This window comes from Amycolatopsis sp. cmx-4-54 (assembly GCF_046548895.1).
GTDB lineage: Bacteria > Actinomycetota > Actinomycetes > Mycobacteriales > Pseudonocardiaceae > Amycolatopsis.
Genome location: NZ_JAEBEJ010000005.1, coordinates 189,848 through 213,857, shown reverse-complemented (window position 1 = coordinate 213,857; position 24,010 = coordinate 189,848). Strand labels below are relative to the sequence as shown.

The window sequence follows — 24,010 nt, the reverse complement described above, 5'->3', positions numbered from 1 at the left end:
CGAAAGTGGCTTTCGCAACGTGGCCTCCGCCGTCCCGCGTGGGAGCGGCGACACAGGCGGGATGACGTGGCCACTCCCGCGTACCGACCCCGAGCGTCGCGAAAGCACGCGACTCAACAGACCCGAAAAGTCAGTACCGCCCGGCCGTCAAAGTGTCGAAGTCCGGGAAGTCCCCCGCCGGCGTCGCCCCGGTGAAGTTCCCGACCCACCCGCCGTCGTCGTGGAAGAACCGGATGGACACGTAGTCGGGCCGCGTGCCCATGTCGAACCAGTGCGTGGTGTTCGCGGGGACGCTCAGGAGGTCTCCCGCCTCGCACAGCACCGCGTACACCTTGCCCCCGACGTGCAGGTAGAACACGCCGGACCCCCGCGCGAAGAAGCGGTCTTCGTCATCGTCGTGGGTGTGCTCGGCCAGGAACTTCTGCCGGGCTTCGGCGGCGTCGGCCGCCCAGCCGGGCTCGTCGGACGGGGTCATGCGGACGGCGTCCACGAAGGTGTAGCCCTCGGCCGCCGAGACCTTGCCGATTGGGTCCTCGTAGGCGGCCAGTACCTGCTCGGGCGTCACCTCGCGCGGCAGGTCCGGGACGAGATCCCAGCGCTCGAACCGGACACCGAGCCGCCCGAGTTCCCCGGTGATCACGGCCGGGTCCTCGGTCCTGAGCGCGATCTCGCCGGGCCGGTCGTCCGGCCACACGGTCAGCAGGGTCATCGCACTCCCTCTTCTCCACCGACAAGTCTTGTCTCTACCCGGAACCGGAGCAACCACTCCAAACATTCCAGACGATGACGCGCGTGGCGCAGGTCATCACCCCAGACGTAGATCCCATGCCGCGCGACGATCACCGCCGGCGTGTCCGCCCGGAACCCCGCCTCGAACGCGTCGCCGAGAACGCGCATGTCCTGCCCGTTGGCGATCACCGGGATGGTCACCAGGTCGTCGTGCGCGGCTCGGCCGAAGCCCTTGAGCATTTCCAGGTCGCGCAGTTCGACGCCGTCCGGCCAGTGCTCGGCGGCGACCACCGGCGCGAGCGCGTGCACGTGGATCACCGCGCCCGCGCCCGACACCACCGCGATCCGGGCGTGCAATCCGGCTTCGGCCGACGGCACCTTCCCCGGATGCGGCTGGTCGGCGACGGCCCGCCCGTCCCCGCCGACCACCACGACGTCGTCGCTGGTCAACTCGCCTTTGTCCCGGCCGCTGACGGTGACGGCGACCCGCAGCGGATCGCGTCCGAGCACCACCGAGAGGTTGCCGGACGTGCCCCGCATCCAGCCCAGCCCGGCGAACCGGGCGGACTCCTCGGCCAGCGCGCGTCCGGCCAGTTCCAGCACGTTCGGTGTAGTCACTGACGGACGACCTTCACCTCGTCGAACGTCCGGATCGTCCGGTGCGTCCCGAAATCGGCGTCGCCGAACGGCTCACCCTTCCGGGCGAGGCCGACGGTCTGCCAGCCGGCGGCGGCGGCCCCGTCGAGTTCGGCGGGGACGTCGGAGAAGAACACGATGTCACCCGGCTCGGCTTCCAGAGCGGAGGCGATCGCACGGTACGACGGCGCCTCGCGTTTCGGCCCGGCGTTGACGGTGTCGAAATGCTGCTCGAACAGGCCGATGACGTCACCGTCGGTGGTCCGCGAGAACGACGCGATCTGCCCCGCGACCGAACCGGAGGAGAACACCGCCAGCCGCAGCCCGGACTCGTGCCACGACCGCAGCGCCGGGGCGACGTCGCCGAAGAACTCCGTCGTGAGGTCACCCTCGGCGTACCCACGTTGCCAGATGAGCCCCTGCAACGTCTTCAGCGGCGCGATCTTCTGATCCGCGTCCATCCAGCCGTGCAGCACCCGCACGACGTCCACTGTGGACGCGTCCGCCGGGAGCCCGCCGAGTTCCTTGATCTCGGCGACAGCGCCGAGGACTTCGGGGTCCTCCGGATGTTCGTCGATCCACGGGCCCAGCCGCGGGCGCGCGTAGTCGTAGAGGGTCACGTGCACGTAGCTGGTGGCGGTCAGCGTGCCCTCGATGTCGAGGACCACCCATCGGGCGGTCAGCGTTGCGGTCACTGGTTCGCTTCCCCTTCTGCGTAGTACTCGCGGAGCCGTCCGGGCTCGAAGGCCCCGCGGTCGGTCACCAGCGCGGTCACGAACCGCGGTGGTGTCACGTCGAAGGCCGGATAGTGCCCACGGACGCGTTCGCTCGCGACGCGGTGGCCGAGCGCGCTCAGCACCTCGTCGCCGTCGCGGTATTCGATCGGCACGTCGGCGCCGGTCCGTGCCGCCTGGTCGGGTGCCTGGACCATCGCGTAGAACGGCACGCCGAACGCCTCCGCCGCCACCGCGAGCCCCAGCGTGCCGATCTTGTTGACGACATGACCGTCCATGGTGACCCGGTCGGCCGCGGTCACCAGCGCGCCGACCTCTCCGGAGGACAGCACCGCGGCACCCATCCCGTCGGTGATCAGCCGGGTGTCGGCACCCATTTCGGCGAGCGTCTCGGCGGTCAGCCGCGCACCCTGCAGGTACGGCCGGGTTTCCGTGCACAAGAAGGAGAACTCCTTGCCCTGCCGCCGCGCGGCGAGCACGAATTCGACCAGGTACAGGTCCGCCCAGCAATGCGTCAGCACGGTCGCCTTGTCCGCCACCAGCTCCGCCGCGTACGCGCCCAGCGCGCGACTGCGGGACCGATACAACTCGTCACCCGCTCGCGCACCGGCCGCCGCGGCTTCGACAAGATCGCCGGCCGACTTGTCCACTTCGGACAGTACGACGGCGACGGCCTTGCGCAGGTGGTTGTTGGTCTTGCGGGTCGCGATGATCCGCTCCCCCGCCCGCTCCAGATACGCCCGAGGGTCGGTGAACCCGGACGCCTCCCGGGCGGCGAGCACCATCGCGCCCAACGCGGCGAAATACGGCCCGGAAGACTGCGTGACCATCTCTTCGATGGCCACCGCGACCTCTTCCGAAGTCCGGCACAGCACCCATTCCCGCTTGAACGGGAAGACCCGGCGGTCGAGGATGTGCACGCCGTCGTCGTCGAGGCGGACGCTTTCGGCGAGGATCGGCGGCGTCATCAGCTGTACCCCGAGAGGCAAGGCGGGATCCCGTTGAGGAAGTGGTCGCCGACCTCGCGTGCCTTGTACGTCACGGGGTCGTGCAGGGTCAGCGTGCGGGCGTTGCGCCAGAAGCGGTCGAAGCCGTACTTCGTGGCGGTGGCCCGCGCGCCGGTGAACTCGAAGACCTTGCTCGTGGTTTCGACCGCGGCCCGGCTCGCGACGATCTTCGCCGACGAGATCGCGATCGCCGCTTCGGCGCGCTCGGCCGGGGTCAGCTCGAAGCCGCGCTCATCAGCCTCGCCGAGGGCGGAAACCGCGGCGTCGACGGCGAATCCGGCCGCCCGCGCCGTCGCGACCAGCTCGCCGTATCCAGCCAGGATGTACGGGTCCTGCGCCGCTTTGTCCACATCGGACAGTGTCCAGGGCCGCGCGGACTCCCGCGTGTAGACGGCCGCCGCGTCGAGCGCGCCGGCCGCGAGCCCGACGTACACCTGCGCGAGCATGAGCTGGAAACCGATCGCGGCCAGGGAGATGCGGGGCACCTTCGGATCCGACTGGTCTTCCGGCTGGGCGCCGAGCACGTCGTCCTTCGCGACGCGGACGTCCTCGAAACGCACCGCGCCGCTCGCGGTGAGCCGCTGGCCGATGTTGTCCCAGTCACCGGGGAAGGTGATCCCGTCGGCCCGCGCGTCGACGACGAAGGTCAGCTTCTCGCCGTTGTCGGTCCTCGTCGCGCTGACCACCAGGCGATCGGCGACGGCCGCGCCGGTCGCGAAAGTCTTGGTGCCCTCGACGGTGAACTCGCCAGCGACCGGGGTCAGGAGCAGGGCGGCGTCGAGCGGATTGCTCACGCCCGCCCAGAACCAGCCCGGTTCGCTCGCCGCGCGCGGCCCGAACAGGCCGGTGCGCCACAGCTGCAGGTAGTGATAACCGAGCAGATGTCCGACCGACGCGTCGGCGGCGGAGACGATGCGGGTGGCCTCGTTCGCGGCCGCCCAGCCGGCGGTGTCGAGCAAGGGCAGCAGCCCGGACTCGCGCAGCAAACCGACTTCGTGGACCGGGAGACGTCCGGCGAGGTCCCGCTCGGCCGCGTCCGCTGCCAGGGTGTTCGCCAGCTCGTGAGCCGCCTTACGCCACACTTCGGTCATTTCGCCCCTTCCACCTCGATGAGAGCGTCCAGCGCCACGCGGGTCGCCCTCGCCACCCCCTCGGCCACGACGTCGCGATGCGGGTCGTAGGCCGACGGGTCGGGGTGCTCGGGGCGCGCGTCGCCGTCGATCACGAGCACACCACCGGCCCGCAGGCCGCGCAATGCCGCGAACACCAGCAACGTGGAGAGTTCCATCTCAATGGCGATCACCCGCGCGGCCAGGTATTCGGTCATCGGGAGGGTGAGCACCAGCGGGCTGAACGCGGCCCGAGTCCACACCACGCCCCGGTGCGCTTCCGGTGCCTGGCGGCTCAGCGCCACGACGATCTCCGGGGTGGCGAACGCCGGGTACTCCGGATGGATCAGCTGCTGGGTGACGCCGTCGTCGCGGACCGCGGCCTCGGCGATGACGAGGTCGCCGTCGGTGATCCCCCCGGCCAGCGACCCGGCGGTGCCGAGCCGCAGGAACGTGCGGACGCCCGCCTCGCCCAGCTCACCGAACTGGCACAACGCGCCGGGGCCACCGACACCGTGCGAGGACACGACGACCGGGACGCCCTTCCAGGTGCCGGTGTAGCTGCGGTACTCGCGGTTCTGGCCGACGAGGACGGCGTCTGTCAGCGACCCGGCCACCGCGGTCGCGCGGTCGGGGTCACCCACGACCAGCGCACGCGGCGGCAGCCCGTGCCGGGGGATCTTGGTGATGGGCAGGACGTCGCTCACGCGGGCTGTCCCTTCTTGCGTTTCAGATTGGACAGGAACAGCGCCACGAGCGTGACGACGTACGGGGCGGCGTCGGTGGCCTGCTGGGGCAATCCGATGCCCTGAAGCCGGAAGCCGAACGCCTCCGCGAGGCCGAACAGCAGCGCCGCGAGCAGCACACCGAGCGGATGCGCGCGGCCCAGCATCACCGCGACGACGGCGATCCAGCCGCGCCCTGCGGTCATGTTCTCGGCGAAGAGCGTCACCGAGCCCAGCGCCAGTTGCGCGCCGCCGAGACCGCACAGCGCTCCACCGGCAAGAATCACCCCGTAGCGGTACTTGGTCACGTTGACGCCGAGACTGGACGCCGCTTCCGGACGCTCGCCGACGCCGCGTAGCCGCAGCCCCCACGGATACCGGTACAGCAGCACCGCGAGCGCGGGCACGGCCAGCCAGGACAGGTAGACCAGCAACGATTGCCCGGGAATCGGGCCGAACTGGCCCAGCCCTTGCAGCGATGGGTCGCTGAACGAGCCTTCGGTACCGAAGACGGTGCGGATGAGGAAGCTCGTCAGGCCGACCGCGAGCAGGTTGCTCGCGACACCCAGCACGATCGGATCGCCGTCGAAGGTGATCGAGCCGATCGCGAGGATCAGCGAATACGCCGTCGCCGCGATCATCGCCACGACGACACCGATCCAGGCGCTGCCGGTGTACCAACTGCCCGCGACCGCGCCGAAGCATCCGACCAGGAGCGAGCCTTCGAGTGAGATGTTGAAGACCCCGGACCGCTGGCACAACGCGCCCGCGAGCGCGGCGAACAGGATCGGCGTCAACGCGGTGAGCGCCGAGGAGAACAGGCTCGCGTCGATCATGCCCGCTTCGCCTTCCGTTTGAAGACGCCCGAAGTCGCCGCCAGGAAGATGATCAGCACCGCTTGCAGGACCGCGGTCAGTTCGCGCGGGACCTGGGTGGCGCGTTCCATCGCGAATCCGCCGCTGGTCAGCGCCGCGAAGAAGACCGCCGCGAGCAGGGTCCCGAGCGGGCTGGCCCCGGCGAGCAGCGCCGCGAGCAAGCCGATCCAGGTGTACTGCGGCGTGATCAGCGCGCCGTCGATGAACCGGTACGGGAAACCGAGGACGGCGATCGCGCCGACCAGCCCGGCCGTCCCGCCCGAGGCGGCCAGCAGCCGCAGCGTGAGTTTCGGCCGGTCGATCCCGGCGTAGGCGGCGAACCGCGGCGCCCAGCCGGTCACCTTGGTTTCGAAACCGGCGGGCGTGCGGGCGTCGATCACCGCGTAGACCGCGATCACCGCCACCACCAGGAAGATCCCGGTCGTCACGCCGTCGATCTCGGGCAACCGCGCGCCTTCGGTCAGCTGCGGGCTCTGCGGCAGGCTGGAGCCGGCGTCCTTCATCGGGAAGCGCACCAGATACCCGGCGAGCGACATCGCCGGATAGCTCAGCAGCAGCGTGCTGATCAGCAACGGGACGCCGAGCCGGTTTTCGCAGACCGCGGCCAGCGCGGCATACGCGGCTCCGGCGAGGACGCCCGCGAGCAGCGCGAGGATCACCTTGACCGGCCCGGGGCCGGGGACGTACAGGCCGACGGCGAGCGCGCTGACCGCGCCGAGCACCAGCTGCCCCTCACCGCCGAGGTTCACCATGCCCGCGCGCAGCGGGATCGCCAGCGCGGTCGCCATCCCCGCGACGGGAACGGCGTAGGCGAGGGTGTCGCCTATACCGTCGGGGCCGAACGCGCCGGAGACGATGGCGCCGTACGCGGCCAGCGGGTCGGTTCCGGTGGCCAGCAACAGGATCGCGCCGAGCACGAGCGCGGCGGCGACCGGGACGGCGACGAGGCGGACGCGGGTCATCCGGCACCTCCGGCCATCGCGAGGCCGATCGTGTGCTGATCGGCCTCGTCCTTGGTGAACTCCGCGACGATCCGGCCTTCGAACAGCACCAGCACCCGGTCCGACAACGCGAGGATCTCACTGAGCTCGGCAGAGATCAGCAGGACAGCGTGCCCGGCGTCGCGATGGGCGACGAGGCGGGCGTGGATGTTCTCGATCGCGCCGACGTCAACGCCGCGGGTGGGCTGCTCGACCAGCAGGAACGGCGCGTCGTGGGTGAGTTCGCGGCCGAAGATCGCCTTCTGCTGGTTACCGCCGGACAGCGTGCCCATCGCGGCGGCGGGGCCGGACGCGCGGACGTCGTAGTCCTCGATGATCGCCGACGCGTGCTCGTCGATCGCCTTGCGACGCAGAAATCCTTTGCGCACCAAAGGCCGCTTGCGGTGGAAGCCGACGGCGAGGTTCTCCCGGAGACCAGCCGTAGGTGCCGAGCCGACCTCGGCGCGGTCTTCCGGGACATGGGCGAGCCCGGCGTCCCTCCGTGCGCGGACCGACAGGCCGTCCAGCTTCTGTCCTTTGAGGACGATGATGCCGCCGGTCTTCAGGAGACCGGTGATGGCGCCGGAGAGTTCGGCCTGCCCATTGCCCGCGACTCCGGCGACGCCGACGATCTCCCCGGCGTGCACGGTCAAGGACACGTTGTCCAGCAACGGTTTTCCTTCCGGGCCGGGAACTGTCAGGGCGCGGGCTTCGAGGACGGCGTCGGACGGTGTCCCAGCCGGATGGATTCGGTCGAGGTCGACTCGACGTCCGGTCATCGCCGCGGCGAGTCCGGCGGCCGTCTGGTCCGCGGTGCGTCCGCGCGCGCTGACGCGGCCATCCCGTAGCACGGTGACGTGGTCGCTGACCGCGAGGACCTCCTGGAGTTTGTGCGATACCAGCAGGATCGTGCGATCCTCGGCTGCGAGGGCGCGTAGCACGCCGAACAGCCGCTCGGTTTCGGGCGGGGTCAGGACGGCGGTCGGTTCGTCGAGGATCAGCACACCGGCCTCGCGGTACAGCAGCTTGAGGATCTCGACGCGCTGACGGAGCCCGACCGGCAGGTCACGGACGCGGTCGCCGGGCCGCAGCCGCAATTCGTGCCGTTCGATCAGTTTGGTGACGCGGGCGGTCGACGCCTTGCGGTCCAGCAGGCCGCGGCGGGTCGGTTCGCTGCCGAACACGACGTTCTCGGTGACGGTGAGCTCGCCGAACAACGCGAATCCCTGCTGCACCATGCCGACACCGGCGTCGATGGCCTGCGCGGGCGAGCCGAAGGAGACTTCCTCACCGTGCAGACTGATCGTGCCCTCGTCGGGCCGGTGCAGACCGTAGAGCACGGACATGAGCGTCGATTTGCCCGCGCCGTTCTCGCCCATCAGGGCGTGGATCTCGCCTCTGCCGACGTCGAGGTCCACCTGGTCGTTCGCGAGCACTCCGGGGAACCGCTTGACGATCCCCCGGAGCGAGACGGCGTCAGGACTTGGCGGGGTCATCGACGACGATCGCGCCCGAGACGATCTGGTCCCGCAGTTCGCCGACCTTGGCCAGCACGTCGGGGTGGCTCGCGACGACGCACTGCGACGTCGCGGCGTCGGGCTCCAGCCCGGTCAGGGAGATGCCCTTCTCCTTGAGGCCATAGGACTTCGTCTCGCCGGTCTTGCCGCCGAGGATCGCGTCGACTCCGTCGCCGACGACGACGTTGGTGCGCTTGATGACGTTGTCCACGACCTGCCCGGGGCTGGCCGGGCACTGGTTGGCGTCGACGCCGAACGCGAAGAACCCGCCCTGCTTGGCCGCCTCGAACACGCCCAGGTTGCCCGCCGCGGAGGCCGCGCCCATGACGTGGTCGACACCCTGCCCGGCTAGCGTGCCGGCCAACGCCTTCGCGCGAGCCGGGTCGTTGAACGGGTTCGCGCCGCCGATGAACAGTGGAGCCAGCGTGGTGCCGGGTTTGGCCTTCTCCGCGCCCTGCCCGAACGGGATCGAGTACCGGCGGAACTGGGGCGCGTCGAGCACGACGACCGCGCCGACCTTGCCGCTCTTGCTCAGCAGCCCGGCCTCGGCACCCGCGAGGTAACTGCCCTCGTGCTCGCGGAACACCGCGCAGGTGACGTTCGGGAACGGTTTGGTGGTGCAGGAGTCCACGAACAGGAACTTCTGCTCCGGGTTGCGCTCGGCCTCGGCCGCGATCGCGTCGGCGAAGTTGAAGCCGACGGCGACGATCACGGCGGGCTTCTCGCGCACCGCGGCCGCGAGATTCTGCTGGATCGACGCCGGATCGGTGCTCTGGTAGACCTTCTGCGTCCCGCTGTGCTTCTTGGCCGAGTCCTCGATGCCCTGGACGGCGAGTTTGAGGAAATCGTTGACCCCGACCGGGCTCGGCGTGATCAGGACCAGCGCGGGCCCGGCGGCGTTCCGGTCGGCCGGGTCCTTGGCCGAGGCGTTGCACGCGGCGAGGAGCGTGACGGCGGAAACGGCCATGACGGCCCGCAGGAGGGTTCTCGGCGACATGTCCCGGACTTTATGTCTCCGGTCCACGATATGACACCGAGTCCCACCATGCGGACCTGTGTAGGTCGTTATACGTCGCCGGGATCGGCCCCGAGGGCCACCGCGTGCCGCGAACGATGGAGACCGGCGGTGCGGCGCAGGGTGAACCGGTCGATCTCGGCGCCGTCGTTGCGCAGGGTCCGCACGGTCAGCGTCGTCCGGCGGCCGGGCCAGGCGGGCTCGACGTCGATCGCGAGGAACGAGTATCCGGTGTAGCGCACCCGCGACCAGGACACGGTCTCGGTCACCTTCTCGCCGCCCTTGACCCAGTGGTACGACTGGAACTCCCCCGCGAACGTGTCGGGCACCGGGAAGCTGTAGAGGCTCTTCCCGCCGCCACCGCAGGTCGCGTACACGGTGCCGTCACGATCCGGCTCGACGGTGTCGCCGATCTTGACCTCCCGGATCACCTTGCCGCCGCGCAGCGCGTCGGTGCGCTCGTAGATGTGGTTGTGGCCGTTGATCACGAGGTCGACCCGGTACTCGTCGAACAGCGGGACCCACTGCTCGCGGACGCCGCCCTCGGAGGCGTGCTGGTTGGTCGTCGAATAGGCGCAGTGGTGGAAGAACACCACGATGAAGTCGACGTCCGGCTGCGAGCGCAGATAGCGCAGGCGGCGCTTGAGCCACGCCGTCTGGGAGCCGTGCGAGTAGCCGAGGTTCGCGGGGATCTCGTAGGAAACGTCGTTCGCGTCGAGCGAGATCACGCCGACATTGCCGTAGATGAACGAGTAAACGCTGGGACAGTCGTGCGGGCCATTGCCGGGGAAGTCCCAACGCTTGACCTGGCCGCCGTAGCCGTCGGGCGAGTAGAGGGCCTCCATGTCGTGGTTGCCGGTGGTGACCATCCACGGCACCGAGGCCGCGACGCCCTCGATCTGCCGGTAGTAGGCGTCCCAGACCTTGGGGTCGAAGAGATCGTGGTCGGCGTCGGGCTTGGACCCGGGCGGCTTGCCCGCGCCACTCGGGTCGGCGTACGCGATGTCGCCCGCCAGCAGGTGGAAACGCGGGTTCTGGCGCGCGACCGCACCGTCCTGCGCGAGCGCCGTCGTCGACACCCCCTGGTCACCGAACGCGGTGAAGGTGAACCTGCCCGCCGGGATCCCCCGTGCGGGCGCGGTGGTGAACGTCGAGATCGCGGCGGACCCGCCGTTACCGGACGCCGGATCGAAACCCTCGTGCCCGACGGCGTAACGGTAGGTATGGCCGGGCCAGAGGTGATCGGCCTCGGCGTGCAGGTAGTACTGGTCGTACGGCGCGATCACCCCGGCGACCTCCGAGTGCAGCGCGCGAACCTCGGCCGGGATGCGGTGACTCCAGCCACCGTGACCGTCGGCGATCCGCAGGAACGGCTTCCGCACCGGCGCCGGCACCTGCCACGCGACCCGCATCGACGTCCGCGGATTCCGGCCGAACGCGAGATGCCGCCCGGCCGGGACGACCTTGTCGCCGTCGGCGTACGCGGTGCCCTGCAAGAGAAGCGGCCCGGCGGCGAGGACGGCGCCCTTGAGCAACGTGCGGCGGCTGAGGAACTCGTGTTGTTCGGCCATCGTGAGGCGCGAGGCCAGCGCGTCGGGAACACCGACCCTGGGGATTTCCATACGCGGGATGGTCGCCGACGGATGTGTGCGGCTCGCGACGACGAGACGAACGGGAGGAGTCGAACTGTCCAGGGTGGACTCAAGGGATTGTCAAGCGAGCTTTACTGTTCCGGAAGTCTTGGCGCTGCCCCCTTTCGTAATTAGTCGACTAATTGCGAAGGGATCGAGGCGCCCCACTCGAGGCGATTCACCCTTCAGTATTGTGCGTTCGACTGGCTGACCACTTGCCCGTACTCCGTCGGCGTCATGCGGCCGCCTGAGCCCTCGCAATTAGTCGACTAATTGCGAGCGGGTCTCGGGCGTCCCACTCAAGGCGATTCACCCATCGGTGTTGCGCGTTCGGTCCGGCTGGTCGCTAGCCCGTACACCTGCCGGTGTCACGTGGCTGCTTGAGTCCTCGCAGTTAGTCGGCTAATTGCGAGGAGGTCTTGGGCACGTCGCTCAAGATGATCCAGGTTGGCGACCAATTCACCCATCGGTGTTATACGTTCGGTTTGACTGGTTGCTTAAAATTACGAACACGTGTTCGATCAGTTTGCGGTATTATGGAGGGGTGTCCGAGACCTTCCTTCCTGAGTTGCCGCAGGAGTTGTGGCGTGCTGGCAAGCTGGAGCTTGCCCATGGTGTGCAGCAGTCCTTGCGGGTGATCAGGATGGCCACCGCCGGGCTGGGGCAATATCTGGCGGAGATCGAGTCTCGGGGCATCAAAGACTTGTACGGATATGGGTCGACGGCCACCTGGTTCGCCGATGTGGCGGGACTGTCGCGTGGTGAGGCTCAGCCCGTGGTGAACCGGGCGCTCGCGTTGAACCCGACCCGAGCGTTGGATGGCACCGAAGTTCCGCCTGTCGCGCCCGCGACCGCCGCTGTCGCCGCGGAAGGCTTGGTCGGGGACGAGCGGATCGATCAGATTCTGGAGTTCTTAAAGAAGCTCCCGGCTGAGACGCCTGTTGAGGATCGGGCGGGTGCGGAGAAGATTCTCGCGACTCTCGCCCGCGACGCCGGTCCCCGGCAGCTCGCGGACGCCGAACAGAACCTGCTCGGGTTGCTGGACCCCGACGGCAACGAACCCAAAGACCCCGAGCCCAAAGAGCCGCGCCGGGAAATCACGCTGGAGCGGCGTAAGGACGGGTTCTGGAAGCTGACCGGCCTCCTCGACGACGAGACCGGTGCCCGCACCGCCGCCGCACTCGAGGCGTATGCCCAGCCCCGCCCAGTGGACGAGTTCGGCCAAGCCGACCTGCGGATGAAGTGCGAGCGCATGGGAGACGCGTGGGTCGACATCCTCGACCTCGCCATCGCCTGCCCGGACCAGCCCGGCACCAACGGCTACCGGACCCTCCTCCATGTCACCATCGGACTCGATGAACTCAAGTCCGGCCTCGGCACCGCCTGCCTGGACTTCGTCGGCACAATGACCGCGCGCGAAGCCAGGTTGGCCGCCTGCGACTGCCTCATGCTCCCCGTGGTGATGAGCGCCGCCGGGGAACCCCTCGACGTGGGACGGCTGCGGCGCTTCGTCACCCCAGGCCAACGCCGTGCCCTCAACATCCGCGACGGAGGCTGCGCCTTCCCCGGCTGCCACCGGAAACCCAAAAACTGCCACGCCCACCACATCCATCACTGGGCAGACGGAGGACCGACAGATCTCCGGAATCTGGTGCTGCTGTGCGGATTCCACCACCGGCTGATCCACCACGGCGACTGGGAAGTCCAGATGGCGGCCGACGGGCTACCGGAATTCATCCCACCCCAATACCGAGATCCGCTCCGACAACCCCGCCGTAACACCCTGCATCACGTCTGAACCCCGAGGAGCCCGCCAGCCACACCGGCGACGGGCCCCTCGCCATGCCCGCTCCGCGAAGGCCTCCTTACCTACCCTGAGAGTAGGCAAGGAGCCCTTCACGACCCGTCGATTCTTACTTCAGCACGATGACCTCGGCGCGATGGACGAAGTCATGTCCAGCGGCCAACACCGGGATCTGAAGTACCTGAAGGCCCTCTTCCTGTTCTCAGCAAGGTGTAAAGGTCGAGTTTCCTCGGCTGAGCCGAGGGAAGGGGGCCTTCACGCGCCTCGCTGTGGCTGACGGCACTGACGAGGCTCGTTCCGTGAAGGCCTCCTTGAGGGACCCAGAGTCCCTCAAGGAGGGCTTCACGGCCCGGCGCCTGTGTGAAAGGACCGATCACTCACGACCGTGTGGATTTCGGGTCATCCAACGCCCTGAAATCACACAGTCCGCCGCCAACGGACCGATCACAACCTAAACCGCCGCCTCGGCGACGAAGATCTCCGTCTCCAGGAATACTCGCCACTGTGCGGGGATCCGCTTTGCAGGGCCCGATAAGGGGCCGCCTGAACCTCACTTCCAGACCTCGCCCTGTTCCAGATCTCACGCACCAAAGGTCCTCCCTGGAGGTACCTGGCGTATCTCGCCTCGATACCGACGACGGCGTTGGTGCGCACCTCGTCCGGTGTCTGCGTCACGACCGAAGCCCCGGCCGGAGCCGCGGTCGCCACGGCGAAACCAGCCATGAGAAAGCGAAAACTGACCAGCCATAAGTCGAGGTTGTCGGTTCAGTGCTGCGCGCCTTCGTGGTCGAGCACGGGGGATCCACCCAGCTCCGAATGCGGAACTAACGCTCACCCCGGACCGTGCGCCGCAGCTTCGGCACCCGCTCGTGCAACGTCCGCTCCGCCCCTCGCTGCGTCGGCTCGTAGTAATCCCGCCCCACCAGCTCGTCCGGTGGATACTGTTGTGCCAGAACACCTTCCGGCACCTTCTGCGGATGCCGGTAGCCCTGCGCGTTGCCGAGTTTCTCCGCCCCCGCGTAATGCCCGTCCCGCAGATGTGGCGGCACCGTGCCGATCCGCCCGGACCGGACGTCGCTGAGCGCGGCGTCGATGCTGGTGACGATGGCGTTCGACTTCGGCGCCGTCGCCAGGTGCACGGTCGCCTGCGCCAGCGCGAGACGGCCTTCCGGCATCCCGATGAACTGCACCGCGTGCGCCGCCGCGATGGCCGATTGCAACGCCGTCGGATCGGCCATGCCGATGTCCTCGCTCGCGTGCACCACCAGGCGGCGGGCCAGGAATCGCGGGTCCTCCCCCGCTTCGATCATCCGCGCCAGGTAATGCAGCGCGGCGTCCACATCGGACCCTCGGATCGATTTGATGAAGGCGCTGATGACGTCGTAGTGCTGATCGCCGTCGCGGTCGTAGCGCACCGCCGCTTTGTCCACTGTGGACTCGACGATGGCTAGGTCGATCGTCTTGGCCTCGGTCGCGCTCGCGGCGTCCGCGGCCGCTTCCAGCGCGGTGAGCGCGCGCCGTGCGTCACCGGAGGCCAGCCGCACCAGATGGTCCCGCGCGTCTTCGGTCAGGGTGAGTTCGCCGCCGAGACCACGTTCGTCGGTCAGGGCACGCTCGATCAGCGCGACGATGTCGGCGTCGGTCAGCGGCCGCAACTGGAGCACCAGCGACCGCGAGAGCAGCGGCGAGACGACGGAGAACGACGGGTTCTCGGTGGTGGCGGCCACCAGCAGCACCGTCCGGTCCTCGACGGCGCCGAGCAGGGCGTCCTGCTGGGTCTTGGAGAAGCGGTGGACCTCGTCGATGAACAGCACCGTGTTCTCGGCGTTGTAGTTCCGGCGGCGGCGGGCTTCTTCGATGACCCCGCGCACCTCCTTCACCCCGGCCGACAACGCCGACATCGCCACGAACCGGCGGCCGGTCGCGGCCGAGACGAGGTTCGCCAGCGTGGTCTTGCCCGTCCCCGGCGGGCCGTACAGCAGCACGGAAGCGGGCGCGGCGCCCTCGACGAGCCGCCGCAGCGGCGCGCCCTCACGCAGCAGGTGCTGCTGCCCGACGACCTCGTCGAGCGACCGCGGCCTCATCCGCACCGCCAGCGGCGAGCCCGCCGGGACAGCGACGTCCCTCGGCTCGGCCGGCTCCGGCGGCGGCCCGAGGTCGGGGTTCACGGTGAAGAGTTCGTCCTGTGCCACGGTGTCGACGGTAGCCGTACCCACCGACGGTTCCGGCCACAGGTCAGCGCAGCCGCTCCCGGAACGCATGCCACATGATCACGGCCGCGTACGGCGCGAACTCGCGACCGCGCCGCCACACCCACGGGATGCCCTTGAGCACCAGCCAGCCGACATGCCCGGCGGTACTCGGATCCACGCCTCCGGAGCAGGTCAGGCTGACCGGCCGCGGCACCGCGAACCCGGCTTCGGCCAGCCGTTCGGTGAACCCGGTCGCCAGCATCCGGTGCCCGAGTTCCGACGGGTGCAGCCGGTCGACGCTCCACGCGGTGAGGTCGTAGGCGCCCGGCAGGAGTTCGAGGTCGAGACACGGCACGCCCTCGCGTTCGACGACCCCCTCGATGGCGGCGTTCAGTTCGGCCACCCGCTGGCTCAACGCCCGCCGCAGCGACTGCGGTAGGCGGAACACCTTGCCGTGGTCGTGGTAGCGCACCGGGACCACGGTGGTGCCGACGGCGGCCAGCGTGCGGATCACCTCGGTGAGGTCCGCGGCGATCTTCTCGGCGCTGAAATCGGGACGCAGCGTGTCGTTCATGCCCGCCACCACCAGCGCGACGTCCGGCCGGTGCGCCACGGCCGCGGAGAGCTGCTTCGTCAGCACACAGCCCACGCGCGCTCCGGTGAACGACGGGTTCAGGTAGCCGTCCGGCTCGACGCCCAGCGCCTCGGCGACGAGCGGGCCGACCCCGCGCCAGCCGCCTCGGTCCGGCAGCGGGTCGCCAAGGCCGACGGCCGTGGAATCGCCGAGCACGACCAGTCTGCGCGCGGACCTCGGGACGGCGGGTGCGGAAGGAAGAAGAGGTTCGGGACTCGGAGTGACTTCGACACTGATCACGGTCACGGTAGCCACCATCGGCCACGCAGACTCACCCGTGGTGATGCCTGGGTAACGCGGCGAGGACGGTCGAGCGAAAAGTCCGTGCGGCGGCTACCGGAACGCCGGATAGAACGCGAGGTCCGCGTGCGGCCCCAGCCTCGCGCCGAGCGCGGCGGCGACCCTGGTGGCGTGCTCGGAGATGTGGGTCAAGCGGGCGCGCAGCGAGTGTTTGGCCAGCTCCCGCCACCAGGTGACCAGCGCGGCCTCCCGGCTGATCGGCGTGGCGTGCCGGTCCAGGTCCAGCTCCGGCAGGATCTCCCAGGTGATGACCCACAGCAGGAGCAGCTGACCGTCCATCAGGTGCTCGGCCAGCGCGTCCTCGTCCGCGAGCCCGGGCCAGACCGAGACGACCTCGGCCCGCCAGGCCGCGATCATCGCCTCGCTCATCCCCGGCGGCAGCGCCAGCGCGTCCTCGCTCGACGCGAACGGGAGCCGCAGGTACGCCGCGTCCATCAGGGTGCTGCGCACCCGGCCGCGTTCGAAGTCGAGGAACCGCACTCCCCCGCTGGTCACGAGGTTGTTGTCCGGGCTGAGATCGACGGGGCTGAACGCGCGGTACGACGGCGAACCGGCCCGCTCGGCGACCTCCATGACCCGCTGTTGCACCGGCTCCGGCGTCTCGACGTCGAGCAGTTCCTCCAGCAGGCCGGGCAGTTGCGCGCAGACCGCGGGCAGCGGCGCGTCCTCGTTCTTGGCCGGGCCGCCCAGACGGCGCAGCAGCGCGTTGAAATCGGGTTCGCGGCTCGCCGTGCTCGCGTGCAGCCTGCCCAGCGACCGTGCCCAGGACAGCAGCGCGCGTTCGGCGCCGCGCGCGTCCCGCGCGTGGAGCTTGTCGTGCAGCGTCGGGACGCCGCCGAGGTCCTCGATCACCAGGACGCGGTGCCGTCCGTCGTGGGCCAGCAGCTCCGGGCACATGCGGTCCTCCGGCGCGAGCGCGGTGAACAGCTGGTAGCTGACCGCCTCCTGCGCGAACGGATCGGGCCGTCCCGGTTCGGGTTGGTCGGGGTAGTGCTTGATGACCAGGGTGCGCGGCAGCGCGAACGGCGACGACGCCACCCGCGCCCGCACGACCGTCGCCGGGCCACTGCCGGCCAGGTCCTCGGGGGCGACGAGGGTGATCGCGCTGCCGAATCGGCGCGAAAGGACCGTCTCGCCGGCGGCGACCGCGGCCGCGATGGCGAGGGTTTCGGCTCCAGCTCCGACGGTCGAATCGTCGGCAGAGGAGGTATCGACTGTCATTGCCACCGACCCTACTCGTGACTGAGCAACCATGACCACTGAGATCCGGGCAATCGCGCGCACTGGCGCGATCTGGGACTCATCCGCGTGAAAGCGGACGTTCCGTCACCCTCGATCGTTGCCCGCGACGGCGCAATGTCAGCACAATGGCCGCAGCTGCAACGATTCCGATGAGATTGACCAGCAGCTGACCGGCCGAATAGAGGCACCGTTCCCACTGACCGGCAACCGCCGCGACCACCGCGTAACCCGCCGCGGGCACCGTCGTCACCGAGATGAACACGCCGACGAGCGCGGCGGATTTGGCCGAAGTCATGGAAAGCATCCCGGCCGCCCCGGCGAGCAGCGCGACGATCAGCGAAGCGATTCCCACCTGGTAAACGAAATCGACCTCGTGGTTGTCGGCGAGTTTGCTGACCTCCAGCACGCCGGTGGCGTTGCCCACCAGCACCACACCGAGCGTGATCACCATCGCGATCGGGAAGCCGCCGAGCAGGGCGACGGCGCCCTGTTTCACGAGATCTTTCCGGCGCAGCACCAGACCGACCGCGATGGCCGCCAGCGGGCCGAATTCCGGCCCCACGACCATCGCCCCGACGATCGTGACCGCCGAGTTCGTGATGACGCCGACCGCCGCCAGCAGGCACGCGATGGTCAAGAACGCCTGAAATGTCCAAGTGAGGCGGGACTCCTCGCCGGTACGGCCGACGAGTTCCTGCCACACCACCGCGTCCGCGGCCTCGCCCGGCGCGGCCTCCTCGGCCTTGTCGGCGGCGTCGGACACCGCGGTGTCCAGCGCTTCCAGCGTGATCCCGCCGGTGTGGTCGAGGTCGAGACCGCACAGCGACTCGATGATGTCGTCGGTCGCCTCGCGGGCGATGTCCGCCTCGATCAGGTCGCCCTCGGGCGCGACCGCCACCCCGCGGTGCACCACGAGATGCGCCGTCCCGGCGTGTGCCCGCAGGATCCGGATCGCTTCTTCGGTCCGGTCCCGCGGGCACACGGCCCTGAGGTGGAGCATCAGTTCTTCACGGGCGGCGCGGGCTTGGCGTCGATGCCCGCCTCCTTGCGCTGCTCCGCGGTGATCGGCGCGGGAGCCGCGGTCAGCGGGTCGAACCCGCCGCCGGTCTTCGGGAACGCGATGACGTCACGCAGCGACTCGGCCTTGGCCAGCAGCATGACGATCCGGTCCCAGCCGAACGCGATCCCGCCGTGCGGCGGCGGGCCGAAGGCGAAGGCGTCGAGCAGGAAGCCGAACTTCTCCTGCGCCTCCTCCTCGGACAGGCCCATCAGCTCGAAGACCTGCTTCTGCAGATCCTGCTGGTGGATACGGATCGAGCCGCCGCCGATCTCGTTGCCGTTGCAGACGATGTCGTAGGCGTAGGCCAGCGCGCCGCCGGGGTCGTCGGCGAGTTTGCCGATCCACTCCGGGGTCGGCGAGGTGAAGGCGTGGTGCAGGGCCTTCCACTTGCCGCCGCCAACCGCGACGTCGTCGGACTCCTCGGCCGAGATGAACATCGGGAAGTCGACGACCCAGACGAACGACCAGGCGTTCTCGTCGATCAGGCCGAGACGGCTGCCGATTTCCAGCCGGGTGGCGCCCAGCAGCGCACGCGCGTCGGCAGGCTTGCCCGCGGCGAAGAAGACGCAGTCGCCGGGCTTGGCGCCGACGGCTTCGGCGACCGTCTCGCGCTCCTTGTCCGACAGGTTCTTCGCGACCGGCCCGCCGAGCGTGCCGTCCTCGTTGACCAGGATGTAGGCGAGGCCGCGGTGGCCGCGCTGCTTGGCGAAGTCCTGCCAGGCGTCGAGGGTGCGGCGCGGCTGATCGGCCCCGCCCGCCATCACGACGGCGCCGACGTAGGGCGCCTGGAACACGCGGAACGGGGTGTCGGCGAAGAACGCCGTCATGTCGGTCAGTTCGAGGTCGAAGCGCAGGTCTGGCTTGTCCGAACCGTACTTCTCCATCGCCTCGGCGTAGGTGATGCGCCGGAACGGCCGGGGGATGTCGGCGCCGATCAGCTTCCACAGCGCCGTGACGATGTCCTCGCCGAGGGCGATGACGTCGTCCTGCTCGACGAAGCTCATCTCGATGTCGAGCTGGGTGAACTCCGGCTGCCGGTCGGCGCGGAAGTCCTCGTCCCGGTAGCAGCGCGCGATCTGGTAGTACCGCTCGAGACCGCCGACCATGAGCAGTTGCTTGAACAGCTGCGGCGACTGCGGGAGCGCGTACCAGGAGCCGGGCTTGAGCCGGGCGGGGACCACGAAGTCGCGGGCGCCTTCGGGGGTGGAGCGGGTCATGGTCGGGGTCTCGACCTCGACGAACTCCTGCGCGTGCAGTACCTCCCGGGCCGCGCGGTTCACCTCGCTGCGCAGGCGCATCGCGGCCGCGGGGCCACTGCGGCGCAGGTCGAGGTAGCGGTGCTTGAGCCGCACCTCCTCGCCGACGTCGACCCGGTCGTCGATCGGGAACGGCAGCACGGCGGCCTCGGACAGCACCTCGATCTCGGTGGCCAGCACCTCGATCTCACCGGTGGGGATCTCGGTGTTGGCGTTGCCCTCGGGCCGCTTCGAGACCTCGCCGACGATGCGGACGCAGTACTCGGAGCGCAGCTGGTGGGCGCGCTCGGCCATCTCGCCCTCACGGAAGACGACCTGGCTCACGCCGCCGGCGTCACGCAGATCGATGAAGATGACGCCGCCGTGATCGCGCCGCCGGGCCACCCATCCGGTGAGGGTGACCGTCTGACCGGCGTGCTCGGCACGTAAGGTGCCGGCTTTGTGGGTGCGAAGCACTGCGGGTGCTCTCCTTCGGCATCACGATTCTGCGATTCGACGGTTTTTCGCCGACGTCAAAGGCTAACGAATCACCCCGGATGCCTCGCGACCAGGTACAAGCCGGGTGTTCTCAGAGCCGGTCGGCGGTCCACCAGGAGACTCAGATCGTCGGCCAGGCCTCCAGCGCCGCGACCATCCGCCGGGTGTGCGCCAGGTAGTCCGGCACGGACAGGACCCGGCCGTCGATGTTCTCCAGCAGCCAGCCCGAGGCCGCCTCCCGCGACGCGAAGAACTGCGTGCAGACGAGCGCCTCGACGTAGTCCTGGCCGAGGGCGAGGTCGATACCGGTCAACCGCGAGGCGGCGACCACGGCCTGCGGCGGGTCGACGCTCAAGACCCGCTCGCGAGTGAAATGGACGCGGACGTGTGCCCCGGTCGCCGGGCAGACGGCGTCGGCGTGCACGGGTTCACCGGTGGCGACGGCCAGGAGGAACAGGTCGACGCGGTACCGGTCGGAGCCCGCCCGTTCGGCCGGGCGCGAACCGCGATCCATCACGACCAGGCCGTCGCGGATGGCGAAACCCATCAGGTCCATCAGGCGGTGGGCTTCGGCGGGGTCCATGCCGACCATCGCGGCGAGTCTTCCGATGGCGATGGGGTGTCGGCCCGCTCTGGTCAGCTTGGTCGCGGCCCAGGCGATGCGGACAGCGGCGGTGCGATCCGTACGGGTGGTCAACAGGCACCTCCTCGCCTTCGTCCCGTCGAGATTAAGCACGAAAAGGTTTTCCGCCAAGTCACTGCGCCGAACGGCCGAATGCGTTGTGCGGTAAGAAAATTCACAGTGCGCACCGAGCAACGGGAAGGAATTCTCCGCACCTGCTCGGAACGGAACGCACTTTCGGCCGCATGGGGCGAAAGTGGCACCTGTCGCCAGCGGCCGGCCGCGAGCTTCCGGCGAGGTTGCGAAAGCCACTTTCGCAACCTTCAACGTTGCGAAAGTGGCTTTCGCAACGCGCCATCGGCGCAGGTGAGGGCACCTCGGCGGACCGCCCGACCCCCATCGCGCCGGACCGCTTCACAGCAGTTTCAGTTGTTCGGCCGCCGGAATCACCGCCTCCGCCGAGCGCTGCACGGGCATCGTCACCTGCATTCGTTCCCCGTCGTCCGCACGGGAACCGAAGCCGTGACGGCGCAGCAACGGGCCGACGCGGGCCCCCAGCCGCTCCCGATAGGACTTCGGAAGATAGGCGCCGCGCGAGTACAGCTCGCGGTATTTCGGCACGAGCTCCGGATGTTCCCGGCCGAGCCAGCGCGCGAACCATTCCCGCGCGCCGGGCCGCAGATGCAAGGGGAGGACGGTGACCCGTGTGGCGCCCGCCTCGGCCAGCTTCGAGAACAAGGCGTCGAGCGCGGCGACCGAATCGGTCAGATACGGCAGCACCGGCGCGACCAGCACCGAACACGGCAGTCCGGCGTCCCGTGCCTTGCGGATCAGGTCGAGCCTCGCCCGCGGGCTCGGCGTCCCCGGCTCGAGGCGGCGCTGGAGGTCTTCGTCGAGCAGTGCGAGCGAGATCGCCAGCCCGGCGGGCACGTCCTTCGACACCGACTCCAGCAACGGCAGATCCCTGGCCAGCACGGTCCCCTTGGTGAGGATCGACAGTGGCGTGCCCGAATCGGCCAGCGCGGTGATGATGCGCGGCATCAGCTTGTACCGGCCTTCGGCGCGCTGGTAGGGATCGGTGTTCGTGCCCATCGCGACGTGCTCGCGGGTCCAGCTCGGCCGCCGCAGTTGCGCGGCCAGCACATCGGGTGCGTTGACCTTCACGATCACCTGCGTGTCGAAGTCGCGCCCGGCGTCGAAATCCAGGTACGTGTGGGTGTTCCGGGCGAAGCAGTTGTGCGTGACCATGCCGTCGGCGATGAAGTCTCCGGTGCCGGTGGTGATGTCGAACAACGGCAGCTCGATACCCAGCGGCTCGATGGCCGTCACCTTCCGCCTGGTCCGGCCGATCGCGAGGCCGTCGAGCGACCGTTTCCAGCCGACGGCGGGATCGGCGAGGTGGAAGAACCGCACCTCCTCCGACGGCCCGCCGAGGAGCTGCACCGTCCACAGCGGACGGAATTTGACGTTTTCCGTTCGCACGTAACGGAAGCCGAAGTTGTCCAGCGCGGCACAGAAGGTCGAGACGATCTCCTGCTCGTCATGCGTGACGCGCAGCGCGCCGTGCCGGTAACTACCGGCGAGATCGAACAGCCCGGCGAGGAATCCGCGCCGCCAATGGGAATCCGGCGAGGGCGGAACCTGCACGAAGCCGACCGACGCGCCGAAATCGGGCAGGTAGCGGAGCGCGCGATCCGCGGCGTCCTTCTCGGTCGAGAACCCGCCGGAGCGCAGCATCCCGCACAGGTATCCGGCGCGATAGCCGAGGGTGTCGTCCGGGGTGCGGGCGAGATTCCCGACGCCGACGAGTTCGGTGCCGCCGACCAGATGCGGCCGTTGCGCGGCGCCGAACCTGGTGCCGGTGACGTGTTTCCACCCTCGCCCGGTCAGGAACCGGTGGTCACCACTGGCCACGATGGACGTTCCGTCGTCGAGGGTCAGGCGGTACGCCGGCTTCAGCGTCGACCAGTGCGCGAGCACCTTCGTCGGCACCAGGCGGCGACCCGCGCCACGCCCGCGCGTCCCGTAGATCGCGTCACCGGGCGCGAGCTCCGCCAGCGCCTTCGTCCGGCCATCGGCCATCAGGACCGGCGTCGCGCCTTCGAGGCAGTACGTGCACGCGTGAGAGCAACCGCGATAAGGATTCACCGTCCATCCGAACGGGACACCCGACCCGTCGGGCACCTTGTTCAGCACGGATTTGGCGTGCACCTCGTGAAAGGTGACGCCGTCGAACTCGGGCGTGCGCACCGAACGCAGCAACCCGTCCAATCCGGGCAGGACCGGCTCGCCGCCGTCCGCCCGCTGTCGATCCCATCGCACCCGGCCAGTCGAACACACGTTCTAGACAGGTGTCAAACGTATGTTCGAACGCGGGTGATCTTCGCGGCATTTCGTCCTCTGGATGCGGTAGTTGCACGCGCAAGTACCGCGTCCAGAGGACGAAAAGCGGGCTAGAGCTTCGTGATTTCCTCGGTCACGTACCCGGCGGGCTGGATCAGCCCCGCGCACCGGCTCTCCCCGCGCGGCGTCGCCGAGCGGCGGCGTACCGTCACCGAGTAGAAATCGTCGCCACCGCGCACGGTGACGACCCGGGCGTCGGATTCGAGCAGCGGCTCCTCCTGGACGGCGAGCACGTCGTCGAGACCGGTCAGGTCCAGCTGCCGCCGGAGCGCGATCTCCGCGAACTGCGCCCACGCCGTCCGGGCGGACGTCCGGCCGCGAAGCTGCTCCGGCTCGACTTGACCGCGAAGGGCGGCTTTGGCGACCAGCGCCGCTTCGGCCGGGTTGAGCTGACCGTGCAGGAAACCGTCGGGGACCACCAGGAGATTGCCCGCCCAGCGGTCACCGCCGACGTGGCTGACCTCCCAGGCCCGGCCGGGATGGTTCGTGTTGAGCGTCGAAGCCAGCGGACGGCCGAGCACGGCGCAGCACATGTCCTTGGTGCCGTGCGTGCAGACCAGGAAGAGCGGCCCGTCCACTCGCGTACCGAGCCCGCCGGTGCCGTGCGCGACCGCTTCGAGGTCCAGCTCGGCCAGTTCGCTCACCTCGCGGATCTCCAGACGCTCCAGCCAGCGGTTCCCCGGCTCGCCTCCGCCGACGTAGACGGAACGGGGACGATCCGGGTCGCGGCGATGTTTGCCGGGGCGCCGGATCAGCAGCGGGCGGAGCCCGTGGGAACGTCTCAAGTTCTCGAGCAGCTCACGGCGCTCGGCGGGGAAGGCCTCGTCGAGGACGTTTTCCAGCGCATCGGCGGGCCAGGGACCCGGCTGCTCGATGAGCAGCCAGCAGCGCATGTCCGCGGCGGTGCCGGCCGGGCTCGCACCCAGCATGCGCGCGACGGTGGCGCAGCCCGGCAACGCGGCGGGCTGCGCCGGGCTGTCCGGCGACGGGGTGTCCGAGAGCTGAGCGGTCATCGGCCGACCGCTCCGGACTTCACCTTAGGCATGCCTTAGCTTACCCCGC

General features: G+C 69.4%; 20 protein-coding genes. 1 reads left to right on the top strand and 19 read right to left on the bottom strand.

Translation table 11 applies throughout. The features are described from left to right. Positions 1-130: 130 nt before the first annotated feature. From ACLJQ7_RS18225 to ACLJQ7_RS18175, 11 genes are all read right to left on the bottom strand, one after another. Positions 131-709, bottom strand: coding sequence for a 1,2-dihydroxy-3-keto-5-methylthiopentene dioxygenase (locus tag ACLJQ7_RS18225; protein ID WP_410649391.1), 579 nt, complete (start codon positions 707-709; stop codon positions 131-133). Next, positions 706-1,347 (bottom strand): methylthioribulose 1-phosphate dehydratase, encoded by a 642-nt coding sequence (gene mtnB, locus ACLJQ7_RS18220; RefSeq protein WP_410649390.1) that lies wholly within the window; start codon positions 1,345-1,347, stop codon positions 706-708. Before mtnB ends, ACLJQ7_RS18225 begins: the two co-directional genes overlap by 4 nt. After that, positions 1,344-2,060: an acireductone synthase gene (mtnC, locus tag ACLJQ7_RS18215; protein ID WP_410649389.1), complete on the bottom strand. Its 717-nt coding sequence runs from the start codon at positions 2,058-2,060 to the stop codon at positions 1,344-1,346. The genes mtnB and mtnC overlap by 4 nt, the downstream gene beginning before the upstream one ends. Further along, positions 2,057-3,067 carry a s-methyl-5-thioribose-1-phosphate isomerase gene (locus ACLJQ7_RS18210; RefSeq protein ID WP_410649388.1) on the bottom strand — a complete coding sequence of 337 codons (1,011 nt, stop codon included), beginning with the start codon at positions 3,065-3,067 and terminating at the stop codon, positions 2,057-2,059. The genes mtnC and ACLJQ7_RS18210 overlap by 4 nt, the downstream gene beginning before the upstream one ends. Continuing rightward, positions 3,067-4,197: an acyl-CoA dehydrogenase family protein gene (locus ACLJQ7_RS18205; protein WP_410649387.1), complete on the bottom strand. Its 1,131-nt coding sequence runs from the start codon at positions 4,195-4,197 to the stop codon at positions 3,067-3,069. The genes ACLJQ7_RS18210 and ACLJQ7_RS18205 overlap by 1 nt, the downstream gene beginning before the upstream one ends. Beyond that, on the bottom strand, positions 4,194-4,922 hold the full coding sequence (locus ACLJQ7_RS18200) for a nucleoside phosphorylase (protein ID WP_410649386.1): 729 nt from the start codon (positions 4,920-4,922) through the stop codon (positions 4,194-4,196). Before ACLJQ7_RS18200 ends, ACLJQ7_RS18205 begins: the two co-directional genes overlap by 4 nt. After that, the gene (locus tag ACLJQ7_RS18195; RefSeq protein ID WP_410649385.1) at positions 4,919-5,776 is read right to left on the bottom strand and encodes an ABC transporter permease; all 858 of its coding nucleotides are present in this window, start codon (positions 5,774-5,776) and stop codon (positions 4,919-4,921) included. Before ACLJQ7_RS18195 ends, ACLJQ7_RS18200 begins: the two co-directional genes overlap by 4 nt. After that, complete coding sequence (locus ACLJQ7_RS18190) at positions 5,773-6,777, bottom strand: ABC transporter permease (protein WP_410649384.1); 1,005 nt, start codon at positions 6,775-6,777, stop codon at positions 5,773-5,775. The genes ACLJQ7_RS18195 and ACLJQ7_RS18190 overlap by 4 nt, the downstream gene beginning before the upstream one ends. After that, positions 6,774-8,291, bottom strand: a complete 1,518-nt coding sequence (locus ACLJQ7_RS18185) for an ABC transporter ATP-binding protein (RefSeq protein ID WP_410649383.1) — start codon at positions 8,289-8,291, stop codon at positions 6,774-6,776. The genes ACLJQ7_RS18190 and ACLJQ7_RS18185 overlap by 4 nt, the downstream gene beginning before the upstream one ends. Beyond that, positions 8,272-9,309 carry a BMP family ABC transporter substrate-binding protein gene (locus ACLJQ7_RS18180; RefSeq protein ID WP_410649382.1) on the bottom strand — a complete coding sequence of 346 codons (1,038 nt, stop codon included), beginning with the start codon at positions 9,307-9,309 and terminating at the stop codon, positions 8,272-8,274. Before ACLJQ7_RS18180 ends, ACLJQ7_RS18185 begins: the two co-directional genes overlap by 20 nt. A 68-nt stretch (positions 9,310-9,377) precedes the next feature. Further along, the gene (locus tag ACLJQ7_RS18175) at positions 9,378-10,949 is read right to left on the bottom strand and encodes a purple acid phosphatase family protein (RefSeq protein WP_410649381.1); all 1,572 of its coding nucleotides are present in this window, start codon (positions 10,947-10,949) and stop codon (positions 9,378-9,380) included. 553 nt (positions 10,950-11,502) lie between these two features. Between ACLJQ7_RS18175 and ACLJQ7_RS18170 the strand changes: the two genes are divergently transcribed. Then, complete coding sequence (locus tag ACLJQ7_RS18170; protein WP_410649380.1) at positions 11,503-12,756, top strand: DUF222 domain-containing protein; 1,254 nt, start codon at positions 11,503-11,505, stop codon at positions 12,754-12,756. A gap of 830 nt (positions 12,757-13,586) precedes the next feature. Here the strand turns inward: ACLJQ7_RS18170 and ACLJQ7_RS18165 are convergent. The 8 genes from ACLJQ7_RS18165 to ACLJQ7_RS18130 all read right to left on the bottom strand — a co-directional run bounded on the left by ACLJQ7_RS18165 (position 13,587) and on the right by ACLJQ7_RS18130 (position 23,961). After that, positions 13,587-14,954, bottom strand: a complete 1,368-nt coding sequence (locus ACLJQ7_RS18165; protein WP_410649379.1) for a replication-associated recombination protein A — start codon at positions 14,952-14,954, stop codon at positions 13,587-13,589. A gap of 43 nt (positions 14,955-14,997) precedes the next feature. Then, complete coding sequence (locus tag ACLJQ7_RS18160) at positions 14,998-15,846, bottom strand: SGNH/GDSL hydrolase family protein (RefSeq protein WP_410649378.1); 849 nt, start codon at positions 15,844-15,846, stop codon at positions 14,998-15,000. Positions 15,847-15,921: 75 nt separating this feature from the next. Continuing rightward, positions 15,922-17,109 (bottom strand): phosphotransferase, encoded by a 1,188-nt coding sequence (locus ACLJQ7_RS18155; RefSeq protein ID WP_410649377.1) that lies wholly within the window; start codon positions 17,107-17,109, stop codon positions 15,922-15,924. 79 nt (positions 17,110-17,188) lie between these two features. After that, complete coding sequence (locus tag ACLJQ7_RS18150; RefSeq protein WP_410649376.1) at positions 17,189-18,130, bottom strand: DUF389 domain-containing protein; 942 nt, start codon at positions 18,128-18,130, stop codon at positions 17,189-17,191. Beyond that, entirely contained in the window at positions 18,130-19,902 is a 1,773-nt protein-coding gene (gene aspS, locus ACLJQ7_RS18145) for an aspartate--tRNA ligase (protein WP_410649375.1), read from the bottom strand. The genes ACLJQ7_RS18150 and aspS overlap by 1 nt, the downstream gene beginning before the upstream one ends. A 142-nt stretch (positions 19,903-20,044) precedes the next feature. Beyond that, positions 20,045-20,620: an organomercurial lyase gene (gene merB / locus ACLJQ7_RS18140; RefSeq protein ID WP_410649374.1), complete on the bottom strand. Its 576-nt coding sequence runs from the start codon at positions 20,618-20,620 to the stop codon at positions 20,045-20,047. A 339-nt stretch (positions 20,621-20,959) separates the two neighbouring features. Then, positions 20,960-22,867 (bottom strand): intein-containing Rv2578c family radical SAM protein, encoded by a 1,908-nt coding sequence (locus ACLJQ7_RS18135; RefSeq protein WP_410649373.1) that lies wholly within the window; start codon positions 22,865-22,867, stop codon positions 20,960-20,962. 131 nt (positions 22,868-22,998) lie between these two features. Continuing rightward, positions 22,999-23,961: a sucrase ferredoxin gene (locus tag ACLJQ7_RS18130; protein ID WP_410649372.1), complete on the bottom strand. Its 963-nt coding sequence runs from the start codon at positions 23,959-23,961 to the stop codon at positions 22,999-23,001. Positions 23,962-24,010 lie beyond the last annotated feature (49 nt).